Raw genomic sequence first — 13,480 nt, 5'->3', positions numbered from 1 at the left:
CGACCTGACGAGGCACGATGAGCATCAGCACCCCGGGCGGCCCGGAGCGCCGCCCGACCGTGGTCAGCACCGGCAAGAAGCCGGCGGCCGGCCGGCCGGCCGCCGACAAGCCCGCCGACGGCAAGGCGGAGTCCGCCAAGGGCCCGAGGCCGAACGCCGGCGGCAAGGGCCGCAAGCCCATCGCGCCGGTGAAGGTGAGCCAGGGCCGGCCGTGGGGTCCGATCGCCCTCTTCGTCGCGGTCGGCGTGCTCGCCGCCGGCATCATCGGCGTGGGCGTGTACTACGCCTTCCAGGGGTCCCAGCCGTGGCAGAAGCGGGCCGACGCGATCAAGGGTATCGTCAACTACCGCAAGACCGACCCGGAGAGCCTCAAGCAGGCGGCGCACGAGCCGGGCAAGCAGACCTACAAGTACAGCCCGCCGGTGGGCGGCGTGCACAACGCCACCTGGCAGCGCTGCCTCGGAGACGTGTACGACGCCCCGATCGCCAGCGAGCACGCGGTGCACAGCCTGGAGCACGGCGCGGTGTGGATCACGTACCGGCCGGACCTGCCAGAGGATCAGGTCGAGAAGCTTGCCACCCTGGTCCGAGGCAAGGACTTCATGTTGATGAGCCCGTACGAGGGCTTGGACAAGCCGATCTCCCTGCAGGCTTGGGGCTACCAGCTCAAGGTTGACAACGCCGACGACCCGCGGATCAAGGAGTTCGCCACCACGCTGGCGCTGAACGCCACGGTCGAGCCGGGCGTGCCCTGCTCCTCCGGCAGCTACACCACGGGCACCGGAACCACGCCTCGTGATAGCCTGCCGGCTTCAATGGGCAACTGACAATGACTGTCGCCACCGACGTTGACGTTCCGGAAATGATAGACGAGAGTGTTTCCGCCCGGTCGCGAAGAGCCCTGTACCGGGCACCGCTCCTAGCTCTGGCTGCCGTCCTCATCTTCGTGCTCGGTTATGGTGCCGGTGTGGTCGCGCCGCCTGTGCGGACGCCGGGCGACACCTCGGCCGAGGCGGGCTTTGCCCGGGACATGTCACGTCACCACGCGCAGGCCGTGGAGATGGCCATGATCGCCTACGCCGACTCGCCCACCCCGGCGATCCAGCAGATGGCGTACGACATGGCGCTGACCCAGCAGAACCAGATCGGTCAGATGCAGCGCTGGCTGCAGGAGTGGCGGCTGATGCCCACGGGCAGCGAGCCCGCGATGACCTGGATGCCGGACGGCGTACAGGTCGGCGCGGACGGCCTGATGCCGGGTATGGCGACGAGCGAGCAGATCGATCAGCTCCGGAAGGCGAGGGCTGCGGAGGTCGACCGCCTCTTTCTGGACCTGATGATCAAGCACCATCTCGGCGGTATCCACATGGCCGACGGGGTGCTCAAGCGCACCCACCGTGACGAGGTTGTGGAGTTGGCTAGTGCCATGAAGCGCAACCAACAGCAGGAGATCACCCAGCTGCGGGAATATCAGCAGGAGCTGGGCCGGTAGAACGGACGGTGGCTGTCCGCACGTCGGCTGCGGACAGCCACCGGGCCGGCCACTAAACAGCAATCGTCGGATCAGAGCCGATGGCAGCGGGCATTTGGCACCGGACTCGTCCGCAGCCGGACGTGCCCACGGGCCGCAGCCCGGTGTGTTCATGCTCCGCCAGGCGCATTCGCGCGTACTGCCGCAGCAACCGGTGCACATTGAAGAGCCCGGGCGCTCGTTCGTACACCAGATGCGCGGCGGCCAGCTGATTCAGTAACGAAACCGTGTCGATCGGCGTTCCGCCGGTGAGCGCGGCGACTGCTTCCGCCGTGAACCAATCCCCGGGCAGGTGCCCGAGAAAACGAAAGAGTCGCTGCGCCGCCCGCGACAGCGACCCGTAGGAGCGGTCGAAGGCTCCTTCCAGCCGCGATTCCGGGTCATCCTCTATAGCCAACGCGGCTATGGCATCCCCGAGGCGCAGTTCCGCGACTCGGCGAGCGATGGATCGCTGAGGCTGCCTGGCGATTTTCGCGGCTGCTATGCGCAACGCGAGCGGCAGGTGAGCGCAGGCCACGGCCAACGCGTCCACTGCCTCAGATTCGTCGTTCACGCGCCTTTCACCGAGAGCCCGAACCAACAGGGCGCGCGACTCCTCCGGCGTGAAGAGGTCGACGGGCACGGGCTGAACTCCGTCCCGCGCCACAAGACCGACGAGATGATCCCGACTGGTGATGACCACCGCGGAAGTGCTGCAGCCCGACAGCAGGGGTCGAACCTGGTCCACCGACACCGCGTCGTCCAGCAACACCAGGACCCTTCGGCCCGCCAGCATGGAGCGGTAGAGGTTCGCCGCCTCCTGGCAGCGCGCCGGCACATCAGCAGCGGGCACGCTCAGAGACCGCAACAGCATCCCCAGCGCGGCCGACGGACTGAGCTCATTACGGCCGGCACGACCCCGCAGGTCCAGATAGAGCTGCCCGCCCGGGAACCGGTCAACCGATCGATGTGCCCACTGCAGGGCGAGTGCGCTCTTGCCCACTCCCGCGGTACCCGACAGCACCACCGCCCGCGCCCCAGGCGTCGGATCCAGGAGCACCTCGTCGAGCCGGGCCAAGTGCTGCTCACGCCCCACGAACGAGGCCGGGCCCGGCGGCAGCTGAGCGGGTACGACCTGGGACGGCTCGCGGGCGGCCAGGTTCGCCACGGCCCCGGAGGGCGGCTTGCCGACCGGGACCTCCCGACGCAGGACCCTCAACTGCGCGGCGGCCAGATACGGTCCGGGTTCCAGGCCGAGTTCGTCCGCGAGGCGGAGCTTGACCGCGTTGTGGAACTGCAAGGCCTGCACGGACCGGCCGGCGCTCGCCAACGCGAGGATGAACTGGCTCGACAGCCGCTCTCGTAGCGGGTTCTCGCTGACGAGCACCGACAACTCGGGAATGAGTTGGGTGTGCCGACCGAGCGCCTGCTCGATGTCAATCAGTTCCTCGTGTGCCGCGAGCCGCTGCTCCTGCAGCGCGGCTGCGGCATCGGCGACGAACGCGCCCCTGGCCCCGCCGAGCGGCATACCGCGCCACAAGGCCAGGGCAGACCGAAGCAGGTCGGCAGCGGATGCCAGGTTGCCGTCTGCGGCAATGACCCGCGCCTCCCTCACCCGCCGGGCAAAGTCCGCTTGGTCGAGCTCACCCTCGGTGACGACGATCCGGTAGCCTCCCGCCTGGCTGATGAGCACGCCACCGCCCTTACCACCGGACAACGCCCGCCGAATATGGGAGACACACGCCTGCACCTGGGCCCGTGCGCTCGCCGGTGGGGCTTCGCCCCACAGGGCATCGATCACCTGGCCGGTCGGGACGACATGATTTGCGTTGAGCAGCAGGTACGCAAGCACCGCACGATGCTGCGGGCGCTGGAGATGCAGCTGGCGCTCGTCGGCGTACACCTCTACTGGTCCAAGAATTCTCCACCGCATTACGGCCCCCGTTGCCGATACGACCATCCGTGGTTTGGCCGGATCATGATAGCCGCCGCATCGACATGCCTGACCATCGAAAATCATTGAATGCTCGGCCAGGCGGCGGGTCGCCACCTGATTCAGGCAGGTCAGATGGCTTGTCGACGATGAGTGGCAGCCGGCTAGAGGGCGCATAGCGGGAGCGCACAGACTGCTTCCAAGACGTCGTCAGACAGCCGACCGCAAAGGAGCATCAGCATGAAGAAGAAGTTGGGCGGGTACATCGCCGCGACCGCCCTGGCGGCAGGCGGCACGCTCGTCGCCACCGCCTCCCCGGCCCTCGCTGCGGGTGCCTGCGATCAGACCAACAGCACCGTCGGCGCCTGCTTCGACTACGCCAGCGGCACCTACGCCCGAGCCGACTTCTACATGAACCGGACGGTGGACAGCAGCTACGCGCACTTCAGGGTCTGGATGAAGGTCAACGGCGGCGCCTGGCAGCTGGTGAAGGACAACGGAAACACCGTCGCGGGCCGCAACTGCTGCTGGAACCTGGCCGTCGCTGGCAATCCGCAGAGGTGGCAGACGGGCCAAACCAAGGTCACGCTGTACACGTCCGCCTGGGTGGAACACACCACCTCGATCAGCCCGATTGTCAGCTTCTTCGCCTGATCCTCCGGGTGCTGCAGTGAGTCGCGCGGCCGACCTCGGCCGCGCGGGTCACCGTCGCACTCAGGGATCCTGCAAGAATAGCCCATCTACACCTTGTGGGCGTTTTCCGACCTAAGGGTTACTTGTCAGGAACCGCCGTCGTTGTCCCTGTCGTGGGGGTTGCACTCAGAGACGCAGGGCGGTCGGTGACCAGCTGGTGCCGACGCCACACCATCGGCGGTGACGGAGCGGTGGCAGCCGTCCGTCGCGGACAGCGGCCGGGCGAGTCGGGAGCGCTCAGTCGCGAACAGGAACTCGAACTGATCGACGTGCTGCGGGGCGTCCACCCCGACGAGTTCGGCCTGGACGAGGAGCTCTGGACTCGACAGAGCCTGACCACCCTCGTACAGCGCCGGTTCGGCCTGGCCATGGACGCCGGCACGGTCGGGGCGTACCTGCGGGCCTGGGGGTTGGGCCCGCGGGAGCCCCGGGAGCGAGCCTGCGGGCTGTGCGTGGGCGCGGTCGAGCACTGGGTGCGCAGCGAGTACCCGTCGATCACCCGGGCCGCCCAGGAGCACGCCGCGGAGATCTACTGGATCGGTCGGATCCGCCTGCGCGGCACCATGCCGGCGGCCGACGTGATCTCGGCGGTCTCGTCCCGGGGCCGGGTGCGCTTCATGATCACCACACCCTCGGTGGACCCGCCGCTCCCCCGCGACTTCACACTGCGGCTCAGCGGCGCCGAGGAGCGCACGGTGCACCTGATCGTCGACGGCTCGTGGCCCCGCAACGAGTGGCCGCGCCGCCTCCCCCGCCGCATCGTCCTGCACCCGCTCCCCAGCTGCGGCCGCCCCCTAGCCGCCGCCTGAACCCCCGGCCCCGTCGCCCCGGCTCCCGCACAGACGATCATGGGGTTAGCGGCGAGAATGATCTCCGAGGCCGCCGCTAACCTCATGATCAGCGGGAATGGCGAGGAATGAGCGCGCGCAGGGGTGCCGGTTGGGTGATCCGGCGGGGGGTTTGCTACTCTTCTCGGGTCGCTGAGCCCCCGTAGCTCAGGGGATAGAGCACCGCCCTCCGGAGGCGGGGGCGCAGGTTCGAATCCTGCCGGGGGCACAGACACGAAAAGCCCGGGCCGTCGGTCCGGGCTTTTCCGCGTACGGGTGCTGGCGGGGCTGACGGGCCCACGCGCACCGGGCATCATCACCGGGGTGCGGAAAATTCCCTGGCTCACCGCCACGGTGCTGACCGGCACCACCGCCGTCAATCTCTGGGCCGCCGCCGCGCCGTCCGTGATGCGGGCCCTCCAACGCGACCCCGACGGCCTCTCCGTACGCCACTGGTGGCGGCTGGCCAGCCCGTTGCTGGTGCAGTCCGACGGGCCGGCCCAGCTGGTATTCAACCTGGTCACGCTCGCCGTTTTCGGCGTGCTGGCAGAGCGCGCCCTGGGCCGGGCCCGGTGGCTGGTCCTCTATCTCGGGGCCGGGCTGCTCGGGCAGGCTCTCGGCTACGCCTGGGAGCCGCCCGGTGGTGGCAACTCGGTGGCGGTCTGCGGCCTGGTCGGCGGCATCGCCACCGCCCTGCTGCGCGGCCGGGGCGGCCTGCCGGAACAGGCCGGCCAGTTCGCCGCGTTCTACGCCGCCGCACTGGCCGGGCTGGCCCTGGGCGGCTGGCCCGCGCAGGTGGCGGCGATCGGCGTGGTCGTGCTCACCTCGGCCGCGCTCGGCCGGCGGTCCGGTGCGGCGTTCGCCGGGCGGGTGCTGGCCGGCCTGGTGGTACTGGCCGGCGGCGCGCTGCTCGCGGTCCAGGACCACCACGGCGCGGCTCTGCTCTGCGGGCTGCTCCTCGGCGCGCTGAGCCTGCCCGGCCCCGGCGACCCGGCGGCACCCGGGCCACCGGGGCGGTCCCCCGCTCGGCGACCAGGTCGGCCGGGGGTGGCGGCGGCGTCCGAGTAGTCGATCAGACCCAGAACGTGTCGTGCCGCAGGAAGAACTCCGTCCGTTCCTCCTCGGTCTTACCGGCCAGCTCCAGCAGGCCCTCGAAATAGCCCTCCCGCGGCGCGCCGGGGGCGAAGTGCAGCAGCATCGAGGCGGGCTCGCCGGACTCGTTCCGGAACGCGTGCACCCCGCCCTCCGGGACGTGCACGAAGTCGCCGGGCACCGTGTCGATCCATTGCCGACCGTCGTAGATGCGTACGGTGCCGGACAGGATGAAGAACGACTCCGAGATGGACCGGTGGAAGTGCGGAGCCGGGCCGCTCGGCTGCGGCCCCATCTCCCAGCGGTAGAGCCCGAACTGCCCGTTGGTCGACGCGCCGGTCGCCAGGTAATGCGCCGTACCGCCGCTCGGATAGACCAGCTCCGGGGGCTGGTCGGCCGGGCGGTAGGTGGCGGTCGGCTCGCCCCGGTCTCCTGAGTAGCGCGGCGGCGGGTAGGTCACCCTGTCTCCTCTCCGGTCGGGAACGCCTCGTCGCCCGCCCGGATCGCGGCGAGCATCTCGACGGTACGGGCGCGGGCCGCCGCGTACAGCCACGAGCCGAAGCTGATCCGGGCCACGCCGAGGGCGGTCAACTCGGCCACCCCGGGCGCGCCGGGGCGGGCGAACACGTTGACCGGGGCGTTCACCTCGGTCACCAGGGAACGGATCTGCTCCGGGTCGGCCAACATGATCGGGTAGACGCAGTCCGCGCCGGCCGTCCGGTAGCGGCGGGCCCGGCGGACCGCCTCGGCGAGTCGCCCCTCCGGCGGCCCGTACGCCCGCAGGTGGACGTCCACCCGGGCGTTGAGCACCAGGTCCACCCCGGCCTCCCGAGCCGCCGCCCGGATCCCGGCGAGCAGGTCGACCTGCTCCTCCACGTCGGACAACTCGCCGGTACGCGGGTCGGAATCCTCGATGTTGCACCCCACCGCGCCGGTGGCCAACAGCCGGTCGACCAGCTCGACGGGGCGCAGCCCGTACCCCCGTTCCAGGTCGGCGGTGACCGGCGCCGGCACCGCTGCGGCGATCCGGGCGACCGCGGCGAACATCTCGACCACCGGGGTGGCCTCGCCATCGGCGTGGCCGAGGGCTGCGGCGACCGCGCCGCTGCTGGTGGCGACGGCCGGAAAGCCGGCGGCGACCACGGCCCGGGCCGATCCGGCGTCCCAGGCGTTGGGCAGGATCAGCGGACCTGCGGGGCGGTGCAGGGCGCGCAGCGCGGCGGCCCGCTGGCTCAACTCAGTCATACGACGATTCTCGGCACGCCAGCGTCCGGCCCTAAGCTCCAATTCCGTGCCGAATGACTGGGCCGATTTCGGCGTCGACCTGCACCTGGAACTGGACGCGAGTCACGGCCGGCGGGCCGGGCTGGAGCGGGCGCTGCGGGACGCCATCCGCGACGGCCGGCTGCCGCCGTCGACCCGGCTGCCGGCCACCCGCGCCCTCGCCGCCGAGCTGAGGCTGTCCCGGGGCACGGTCAGCGCCGCCTACGACCAGCTGGTCGCCGAGGGCTGGCTGGTGGCTCGGGTCGGCTCCGGCACCGAGGTCGGCCCGCTGCGCCGGGTCGCTCCGCCGCCGGCGACGCCGCCGCCCGGGCCGCCACCGTTCCGGTACGACCTGCGCCCCGGCAGCCCCGACGTCGGGCTCTTCCCGGTCACCGCCTGGCTGCGGGCCACCCGGCGAGCCCTCGCCGTCGCTCCCGCCGAGGCGTACGGCTACGGCGACCCGCGCGGCCGGCCCGAACTGCGCAGCGCGCTCGCCGGTTACCTGGGGCGGGCCCGGGGCGTGCTCGCCGACCCGGAGCGGATCGTCGTCACCACCGGGTACGTGCAGGCGTTGGTGCTGCTCACCACCGTGCTCCGCGACGCCGGTACGCCGAGCCTGGCGATGGAGGACCCGGGGTTCGGCTTCCACCGGGAGGTGGTCCGCCGGCACGGTGGGACGCTGCTGCCGCTGCCGGTGGACGACCGGGGCGCCCGGACCGACCTGCTCGGCGCCGGGAGCCTCGCCGGGGTGGGCGCCGCGGTGGTGACCCCGGCGCACCAGTTCCCGACCGGGGTGACGCTGCACCCGGCCCGCCGGCACGCGCTGACCGACTGGGCCCGCGCCACCGGCGGCCTGGTGGTCGAGGACGACTACGACGGTGAGTTCCGGTACGACCGGCAGCCCGTCGGCGCGGTCCAGGGCACCGCCTGCGAGCAGGTCGCGTACGTGGGCACGGCGGCGAAGGCGCTCGGCCCGGCGTTACGCCTGGCCTGGCTGGTGCTGCCCGCCCGGCTGGTGGATCCGGTGGTGGACGCCAAACGCCACCTCGACCTACACACCGAGGCGATCGGCCAGCTCGCCCTCGCCGACCTGATCGCGACCCACGGTTACGACCGGCAGGTCCGGACCGTCCGGCGGCGCTACCGGCAGCGGCGGGACCTGCTGCTGGGTCGGCTGGGCGGGCGCTTCATCCTGGGCGGAATCTCGGCGGGCCTGCACGCCACCGTCCTGCTGCCGCCGGACGGCCCGCCCGAGGCGGAGGTGCTGGCGGCAGCCGCCGCGCGTGGGCTGGCCCTGGACGGCCTGGGTAGCCACCGGCACCGCCCGGAGGGCCAGCCGCCCGGCCTGGTGGTCGGCTATGCCCGCCCGCCGTCGCACGCGTACCCCGCGGCGGTGGACGTCCTTGCCCGGGTGCTCGCCGACCTGGGCGCCCGACCTCGCCCTGGCCCCTGACCTCGTCCTGGCCTCCGTCCAGCCTGTCCCGCCCCCGCGCGGCGTCGCCGGTCCGGCCGGGCGGGAGCGGTCTGCTCCAACGCCGCCAGCAAGGCACGACCCGGCTCCGCACACGCTACAAACTTGATGTCGTAGACGATTCAGAGGTAACGCCCATCCGACGGCGGCCGCTACGCCGATCCGTTCACCACATCAAGTTCGTAGCGAGCGAAGGAGGGCGTCCGCCGCAGCCCGGCGGGGCTTGATGTCATCAGCGGTTCCCCGCCGCACCGAAACCGTTGTGGCGAAGGCCACCTTCTGACCGATCGGTCAGGCGCTGACCGATCGGTCAGGCATGCTGGTTCACATGGCGCGTTCGGTACCGGAGACCCACGACGAGATCCTCGCCGCCGCGGCGCGACGCTTCGCCGTCACCGGATACAAGGGCACCTCGCTGCAGGACATCGCGCGTGAGGTGGGCTGCTCCAAGGCCACCGTGCTCTACCACTTCGCCAACAAGGAAGCCCTGCTCAGCAAGCTGATGGCACCCGCCATCGCGGTCCTGGAGGCGCTCGACGCGCGGATCGCCGGGCACGCCGGCGCCGACGCGCAGCGGGTCGCCGCCGAAGGCTTCGTCGACCTGGCGGTGCGCTTCCGCCGGGAGATCGCGCTGCTTCGCGGCGAGTTCCCCGACCTGCTCCAGCAGCCCGCCTTCACACACATCCAGCAAATCTCCGAACGGCTCATCGCGGCGTTCGCCGGCTACTCCGACCGTCCGTCCGCGCGCATCGCCGCGCGGGTCGTGCTGGCCGGGATCGCCGAGAGCTGCGCCGAGTTCATCGACATCCCCGACGAGGAACTACGGCCGGCACTGCTGGCCGTCGTCCGGCGGGCCCTCGAACCCACCACCTGATCCCTGAGGACAAAGGAAGGTCCATGGCGACCCTGCTGTACCGGCTCGGCCGGGCATCGTTTCGCCGGCGGCGCTTCGTCGCCGTCGTCTGGCTCGTCGTACTCGTCGGCCTCGGCGCCGCAGCGCTGACCCTGAAGGGCCCGACGGCGAGCAACTTCACCATGCCGGGCACCGAGTCGCAGCGCGCGATCGACCTGCTCGCCGAGCGGTTCCCCGCAGCCAGCGGGGCCACCGGCACGATCGCCGTCAAGGCACCCCAGGCCGGCCAGCTCGGCACCCCGCAGGGGCAGGCCGTGGTCAAGCAGGTCACCAAGGAGGCGGCCACCCTGCCCGGCGTGGTCGGCGCGGTCGACCCGTACCAGGTGCAGGCGCTCAGCCCCGACGGCCGATACGCGCTGATCCAGGTGCAGTTCGCCGGACGCGCGGACGCGGTGACCGACGCGCAGCGCGCCGCGTACGAGAAGGTGGGCGCGCAGGCCAAGGCGGAGGGGTGGCAGATCGCCCCCGGCGGCGAGGTGCTCAACGGCGAACCGGAGGTCGGCTCGACCGAGGCGCTGGGCGTGCTGGTCGCCGCGATCGTCCTGATCGTCACCTTCGGTTCGCTGGTCGCGGCCGGAATGACCATGCTGAACGCCCTGATCGGTGTCGGCGTCGGCATGGCCGGCCTGTACGCGCTCAGCGGCGCGGTCGAGCTGACCGGCACCGCGCCGATCCTGGCCCTGATGCTCGGCCTCGCGGTCGGCATCGACTACTCGCTGTTCATCACCTCCCGGCACCGGCAGAACCTGCTCGACGGGCTCTCCCCCGAGGAGGCCGTCGGCCGGGCGGTCGGCACCGCCGGCTCCGCCGTGGTCTTCGCCGGCGCCACCGTGGTCATCGCGCTCGCCGGCCTCGCGGTGGTGAACATTCCATTCCTCACCGTGATGGGTCTGGCCGCCGCCGGCACGGTGACCGTGGCCGTCCTGGTCGCGATCACCCTGGCGCCGGCGCTGCTCGGCTTCGCCGGCCGGAAGGTGCTCCCCCGCCGGCTGCGCCACCGAAACCCGGCCGTCGGCGCGCGGACCCGCTCGGGCTTCGGGTTCCGCTGGGCACACTGGGTGACGAAACTGCGCATCCCGGCCATCCTGGTCGGCCTGATCGGCCTCGGCCTGCTCGCGGTCCCCGCCCAGGACATGCGCCTGGCTCTGCCGGACGCCGCCGCAGCAGCCGAGGGCAGCGCCGCGCGGGCCAACAACGACCTGGTCCGGGAGGGCTTCGGCGTCGGCTTCACCGGCCGACTCGCGGTGGTCGTCACCGCCGACTCGCCGCAGGCAACCCAGGCCGCCGTACCGCAGGTCACCGCGCTGGTCCAGAAGGCCGACGGGGTGCTCGCCGTGGCCCCGCCGCAGTTCGACCCGTCCGGCCGGACCGCGCTGCTCGGGGTCATCCCGAAGACCGGCCCGACCGACGCGGCCACCGAGACGCTGGTGCACGACATCCGCCACCACGTCGGCGGTATCGGGACCGCCGACGTGCTGCTGACCGGCGCGACGGCGATCGGCATCGACGTGTCGGAGAAGCTCGCCGCCGCGCTCCCGGTCTATCTGCTGCTGGTCGTCGGCCTGTCGGTGCTGCTGCTGATGCTGGTGTTCCGCTCGATTCTGGTGCCGCTGAAGGCGGCGCTGGGCTTCCTGCTCACCGTGGCGGCCACCTTCGGCATCACGGTCGCGGTGTTCCAGCAGGGCCACCTGGCCGACCTGATCGGACTGGACACCCCGGCCCCGCTGGTCAGCTTCCTGCCGATCCTGCTCATCGGCATCCTGTTCGGCCTGGCCATGGACTACGAAGTCTTCCTGGTTTCCCGGATGCGGGAGGACTTCGTGCACGGCGACACCGCCCGACAGGCCACGATCAACGGGATGGGGCACGGGGCCCGCGTGGTCACCGCCGCCGCGCTCATCATGATCTCAGTGTTCGGCGGCTTCGTCTTCCTCCATGACCCGGTGATCAAGTCGATGGGCTTCGCACTCGCGGTCGGCGTCGCCATCGACGCCTTCGTGGTCCGGATGACCATCGTCCCCGCAGTGATGAGCCTGCTGAACAACGCCGCCTGGTGGATCCCCCGCTGGCTGGACCGAGTCCTCCCCAACATCGACATCGAGGGCGAGTCTCTCGACCCCCACCCCACCCACCGCGAGCCCACCCCCGTCTAACCCCGTCTGACCGCGTCGATCATGGAGTTGTGGCAGCGGACAAACACCGTGAAACGGCCCTCCTGGGCGCCACAACTCCATGATCGGCGGGACTGCTAGACGCCGGCGGGGTACGTCTCCAACTCGCCTGGAGAACTCGGGGCCGGGAGCGGGTGTAGGGCGGTCGCCTCGTCACACCAGATGAAGGCGTCGTAGCGTTCACCGAGCCGGGTGGGCACGTAGTTGCCCCAGGATTCGAAGCTCGGGTCGTAGACCACCCCGATGGCCCGGTGGTCGGCCTCCCCGGTGACCCACTCGGGCTGGTCCGGGCCACCGAAGACCAGCACCGCCCGCTCCGGCATCAACTCGTGCAGCCGCCGCTCCACCGAGCCATCCCGGGCCGGCGGCACCACCATGGTCTCGGCTGGCGACCCCCAGCGCGGCGCGGCGACCACCGTGCCCCGGTAGCTGCCGAAGCCGACCAGCGCCACCACGTCCGGCCCGTGCCGCTCCCGGGCGAGCTGCCCAATGTTGATCATTCCGTCCGCCGCCATCTCGGTGGCGCGGGCGTCGCCGACATGCGTGTTGTGCGCCCAGACGATGCCCCGTGACTCCGGGCCGTAGTGGTCGAGCAGCCGGTCCAGGGTGTCGGCCATGTGGATGTCCCGAACGTTCCAGGACCCCGGCCCGCCGCCGACCATCGCCCGGTAGTAACGCTCCGCACCCGCCACGACCTCCGCGTTCTGCCAGGTTGAGAAGCGGTCCGGGCCGTCCGCGGCGGCCCGTTCCCGGGTACGCGCCAGCAGCCGGACGACCTCCTCCTCGCACCGGGCCGAGACGAACCGGCTGGCCATGCCGTACTCCTCGGCCCGCTTGCCGTACGGCTCGAAGCAGCGGTACGCCTCCTGGACCGCCTCCAGCGAGGCCGGATCCTCCTCGCCCAGATAGTCGAAGATGGCCTGCATCGACTCCCACAGGCTGTAGACGTCCAGCCCGTGGAAGCCGGCTCGCTCCTGCTCGGGGCGGTCCAGGTTCCAGGCCCGCAGCCACCGGCAGAACCGGGCTACCTCGGTGTTCGCCCACATCCAGGTGGGCCAGCGTTCGAAGCGCTCCAGCGCGACCCGCGGATCGGCCAGCCCACCCGGGGCGCCCACCACGCTGCGGTGCACCCGGTCACAGTCGGGCCAGTCCCCCTCCACCGCGACGAACCCGAAACCCTGCTCGGCGATGAGCCGCCGGGTCAGTTGCTCACGCAGCCGGTAGTAGTCGTGACTGCCGTGCGTTGCCTCCCCGATCATCACGATCCGGGCGTCCCGGACGCGTTCCAGTAGCGGGTCGAAGTCGCTCGGTGCGCCGAGTTGCTGTACCAGCATGCCCGCGGCTTCCCCCCGACCCACCCCGGCAAACCGGCCCCTGCTTACCCGCGGGTGGAGCGGGTAGCCGGCCGGCATGGCGGTCACCGGGGTGCAGTTTCAGGAGTTCCTCGCCGGGCTCGATTTTCCGGTCTCCCGCGAGGATCTGATCCGCTGGTGCCAGGAGAACGGCGGCAGCACCGAACTGCTCCAACTGCTCAGGGCGCTGCCGGCGGAGGAGTTCACCTCCCCCACCGAGCTGGCCACGGCGCTCAACGCGCTGGCCTGAACGCC

13 protein-coding genes and 1 tRNA gene are annotated in these 13,480 nt (G+C 71.4%); 10 read left to right on the top strand and 4 right to left on the bottom strand.

The window, feature by feature from the left end; genetic code table 11:
- Positions 1-17 precede the first annotated feature (17 nt).
- The gene (locus ABZ671_RS12980; protein ID WP_357855934.1) at positions 18-827 is read left to right on the top strand and encodes a DUF3105 domain-containing protein; all 810 of its coding nucleotides are present in this window, start codon (positions 18-20) and stop codon (positions 825-827) included.
- A gap of 2 nt (positions 828-829) precedes the next feature.
- On the top strand, positions 830-1,492 hold the full coding sequence (locus ABZ671_RS12975) for a DUF305 domain-containing protein (RefSeq protein WP_357855932.1): 663 nt from the start codon (positions 830-832) through the stop codon (positions 1,490-1,492).
- A gap of 52 nt (positions 1,493-1,544) precedes the next feature.
- On the opposite strand, the gene ABZ671_RS12970 is transcribed toward ABZ671_RS12975, so the two are convergent.
- A complete protein-coding gene (locus ABZ671_RS12970) occupies positions 1,545-3,413 on the bottom strand; it encodes a BTAD domain-containing putative transcriptional regulator (RefSeq protein ID WP_357855930.1) in 1,869 nt (622 codons plus the stop codon).
- A gap of 270 nt (positions 3,414-3,683) precedes the next feature.
- Between ABZ671_RS12970 and ABZ671_RS12965 the strand changes: the two genes are divergently transcribed.
- From ABZ671_RS12965 to ABZ671_RS12950, 4 genes are all read left to right on the top strand, one after another.
- On the top strand, positions 3,684-4,097 hold the full coding sequence (locus tag ABZ671_RS12965) for a hypothetical protein (protein WP_357855927.1): 414 nt from the start codon (positions 3,684-3,686) through the stop codon (positions 4,095-4,097).
- A gap of 152 nt (positions 4,098-4,249) precedes the next feature.
- Entirely contained in the window at positions 4,250-4,945 is a 696-nt protein-coding gene (locus ABZ671_RS12960) for a winged helix-turn-helix domain-containing protein (RefSeq protein ID WP_357855924.1), read from the top strand.
- Between the two features lie 175 nt (positions 4,946-5,120).
- Positions 5,121-5,192: transfer RNA gene (locus ABZ671_RS12955), tRNA-Arg, on the top strand.
- Positions 5,193-5,287: 95 nt separating this feature from the next.
- Positions 5,288-6,031, top strand: a complete 744-nt coding sequence (locus tag ABZ671_RS12950; RefSeq protein WP_357855921.1) for a rhomboid family intramembrane serine protease — start codon at positions 5,288-5,290, stop codon at positions 6,029-6,031.
- A gap of 4 nt (positions 6,032-6,035) precedes the next feature.
- Here ABZ671_RS12950 and ABZ671_RS12945 read toward each other — a convergent pair whose 3' ends face one another.
- Positions 6,036-6,515, bottom strand: a complete 480-nt coding sequence (locus tag ABZ671_RS12945; protein WP_357855918.1) for a cupin domain-containing protein — start codon at positions 6,513-6,515, stop codon at positions 6,036-6,038.
- Positions 6,512-7,300: an isocitrate lyase/phosphoenolpyruvate mutase family protein gene (locus ABZ671_RS12940; RefSeq protein WP_357855915.1), complete on the bottom strand. Its 789-nt coding sequence runs from the start codon at positions 7,298-7,300 to the stop codon at positions 6,512-6,514. The genes ABZ671_RS12945 and ABZ671_RS12940 overlap by 4 nt, the downstream gene beginning before the upstream one ends.
- A gap of 46 nt (positions 7,301-7,346) precedes the next feature.
- Between ABZ671_RS12940 and ABZ671_RS12935 the strand changes: the two genes are divergently transcribed.
- The 3 genes from ABZ671_RS12935 (at position 7,347) to ABZ671_RS12925 (ending at position 11,855) form a co-directional block, all read left to right on the top strand.
- Complete coding sequence (locus tag ABZ671_RS12935; protein ID WP_357855912.1) at positions 7,347-8,771, top strand: PLP-dependent aminotransferase family protein; 1,425 nt, start codon at positions 7,347-7,349, stop codon at positions 8,769-8,771.
- 346 nt (positions 8,772-9,117) lie between these two features.
- Positions 9,118-9,663 (top strand): TetR family transcriptional regulator, encoded by a 546-nt coding sequence (locus ABZ671_RS12930; RefSeq protein ID WP_357855908.1) that lies wholly within the window; start codon positions 9,118-9,120, stop codon positions 9,661-9,663.
- A 23-nt stretch (positions 9,664-9,686) separates the two neighbouring features.
- Complete coding sequence (locus ABZ671_RS12925) at positions 9,687-11,855, top strand: MMPL family transporter (protein ID WP_357855905.1); 2,169 nt, start codon at positions 9,687-9,689, stop codon at positions 11,853-11,855.
- 95 nt (positions 11,856-11,950) lie between these two features.
- Here the strand turns inward: ABZ671_RS12925 and ABZ671_RS12920 are convergent, their stop codons facing one another.
- On the bottom strand, positions 11,951-13,207 hold the full coding sequence (locus ABZ671_RS12920; protein ID WP_357855902.1) for an erythromycin esterase family protein: 1,257 nt from the start codon (positions 13,205-13,207) through the stop codon (positions 11,951-11,953).
- 76 nt (positions 13,208-13,283) lie between these two features.
- Between ABZ671_RS12920 and ABZ671_RS12915 the strand changes: the two genes are divergently transcribed.
- Positions 13,284-13,475, top strand: coding sequence for a DUF2795 domain-containing protein (locus ABZ671_RS12915; RefSeq protein ID WP_357855899.1), 192 nt, complete (start codon positions 13,284-13,286; stop codon positions 13,473-13,475).
- The last annotated feature ends 5 nt before the right edge of the window (positions 13,476-13,480 follow it).

It is taken from the genome of Micromonospora sp. NPDC006766 (genome assembly GCF_040636055.1).
In the GTDB taxonomy this organism is placed as follows: Bacteria; Actinomycetota; Actinomycetes; order Mycobacteriales; family Micromonosporaceae; genus Micromonospora.
This window is presented reverse-complemented; position numbering and strand designations above follow the sequence as displayed.

Coding starts and splice junctions, on each gene's coding strand:
- ABZ671_RS12980 (WP_357855934.1), top strand. CDS start 18: ATGAGCATCAGCACCCCGGGCGGCCCGGAGCGCCGCCCGACCGTGGTC.
- ABZ671_RS12975 (WP_357855932.1), top strand. CDS start 830: ATGACTGTCGCCACCGACGTTGACGTTCCGGAAATGATAGACGAGAGT.
- ABZ671_RS12965 (WP_357855927.1), top strand. CDS start 3,684: ATGAAGAAGAAGTTGGGCGGGTACATCGCCGCGACCGCCCTGGCGGCA.
- ABZ671_RS12940 (WP_357855915.1), bottom strand. CDS start 7,300: ATGACTGAGTTGAGCCAGCGGGCCGCCGCGCTGCGCGCCCTGCACCGC.
- ABZ671_RS12930 (WP_357855908.1), top strand. CDS start 9,118: ATGGCGCGTTCGGTACCGGAGACCCACGACGAGATCCTCGCCGCCGCG.
- ABZ671_RS12925 (WP_357855905.1), top strand. CDS start 9,687: ATGGCGACCCTGCTGTACCGGCTCGGCCGGGCATCGTTTCGCCGGCGG.
- ABZ671_RS12920 (WP_357855902.1), bottom strand. CDS start 13,207: ATGCTGGTACAGCAACTCGGCGCACCGAGCGACTTCGACCCGCTACTG.
- ABZ671_RS12915 (WP_357855899.1), top strand. CDS start 13,284: ATGGCGGTCACCGGGGTGCAGTTTCAGGAGTTCCTCGCCGGGCTCGAT.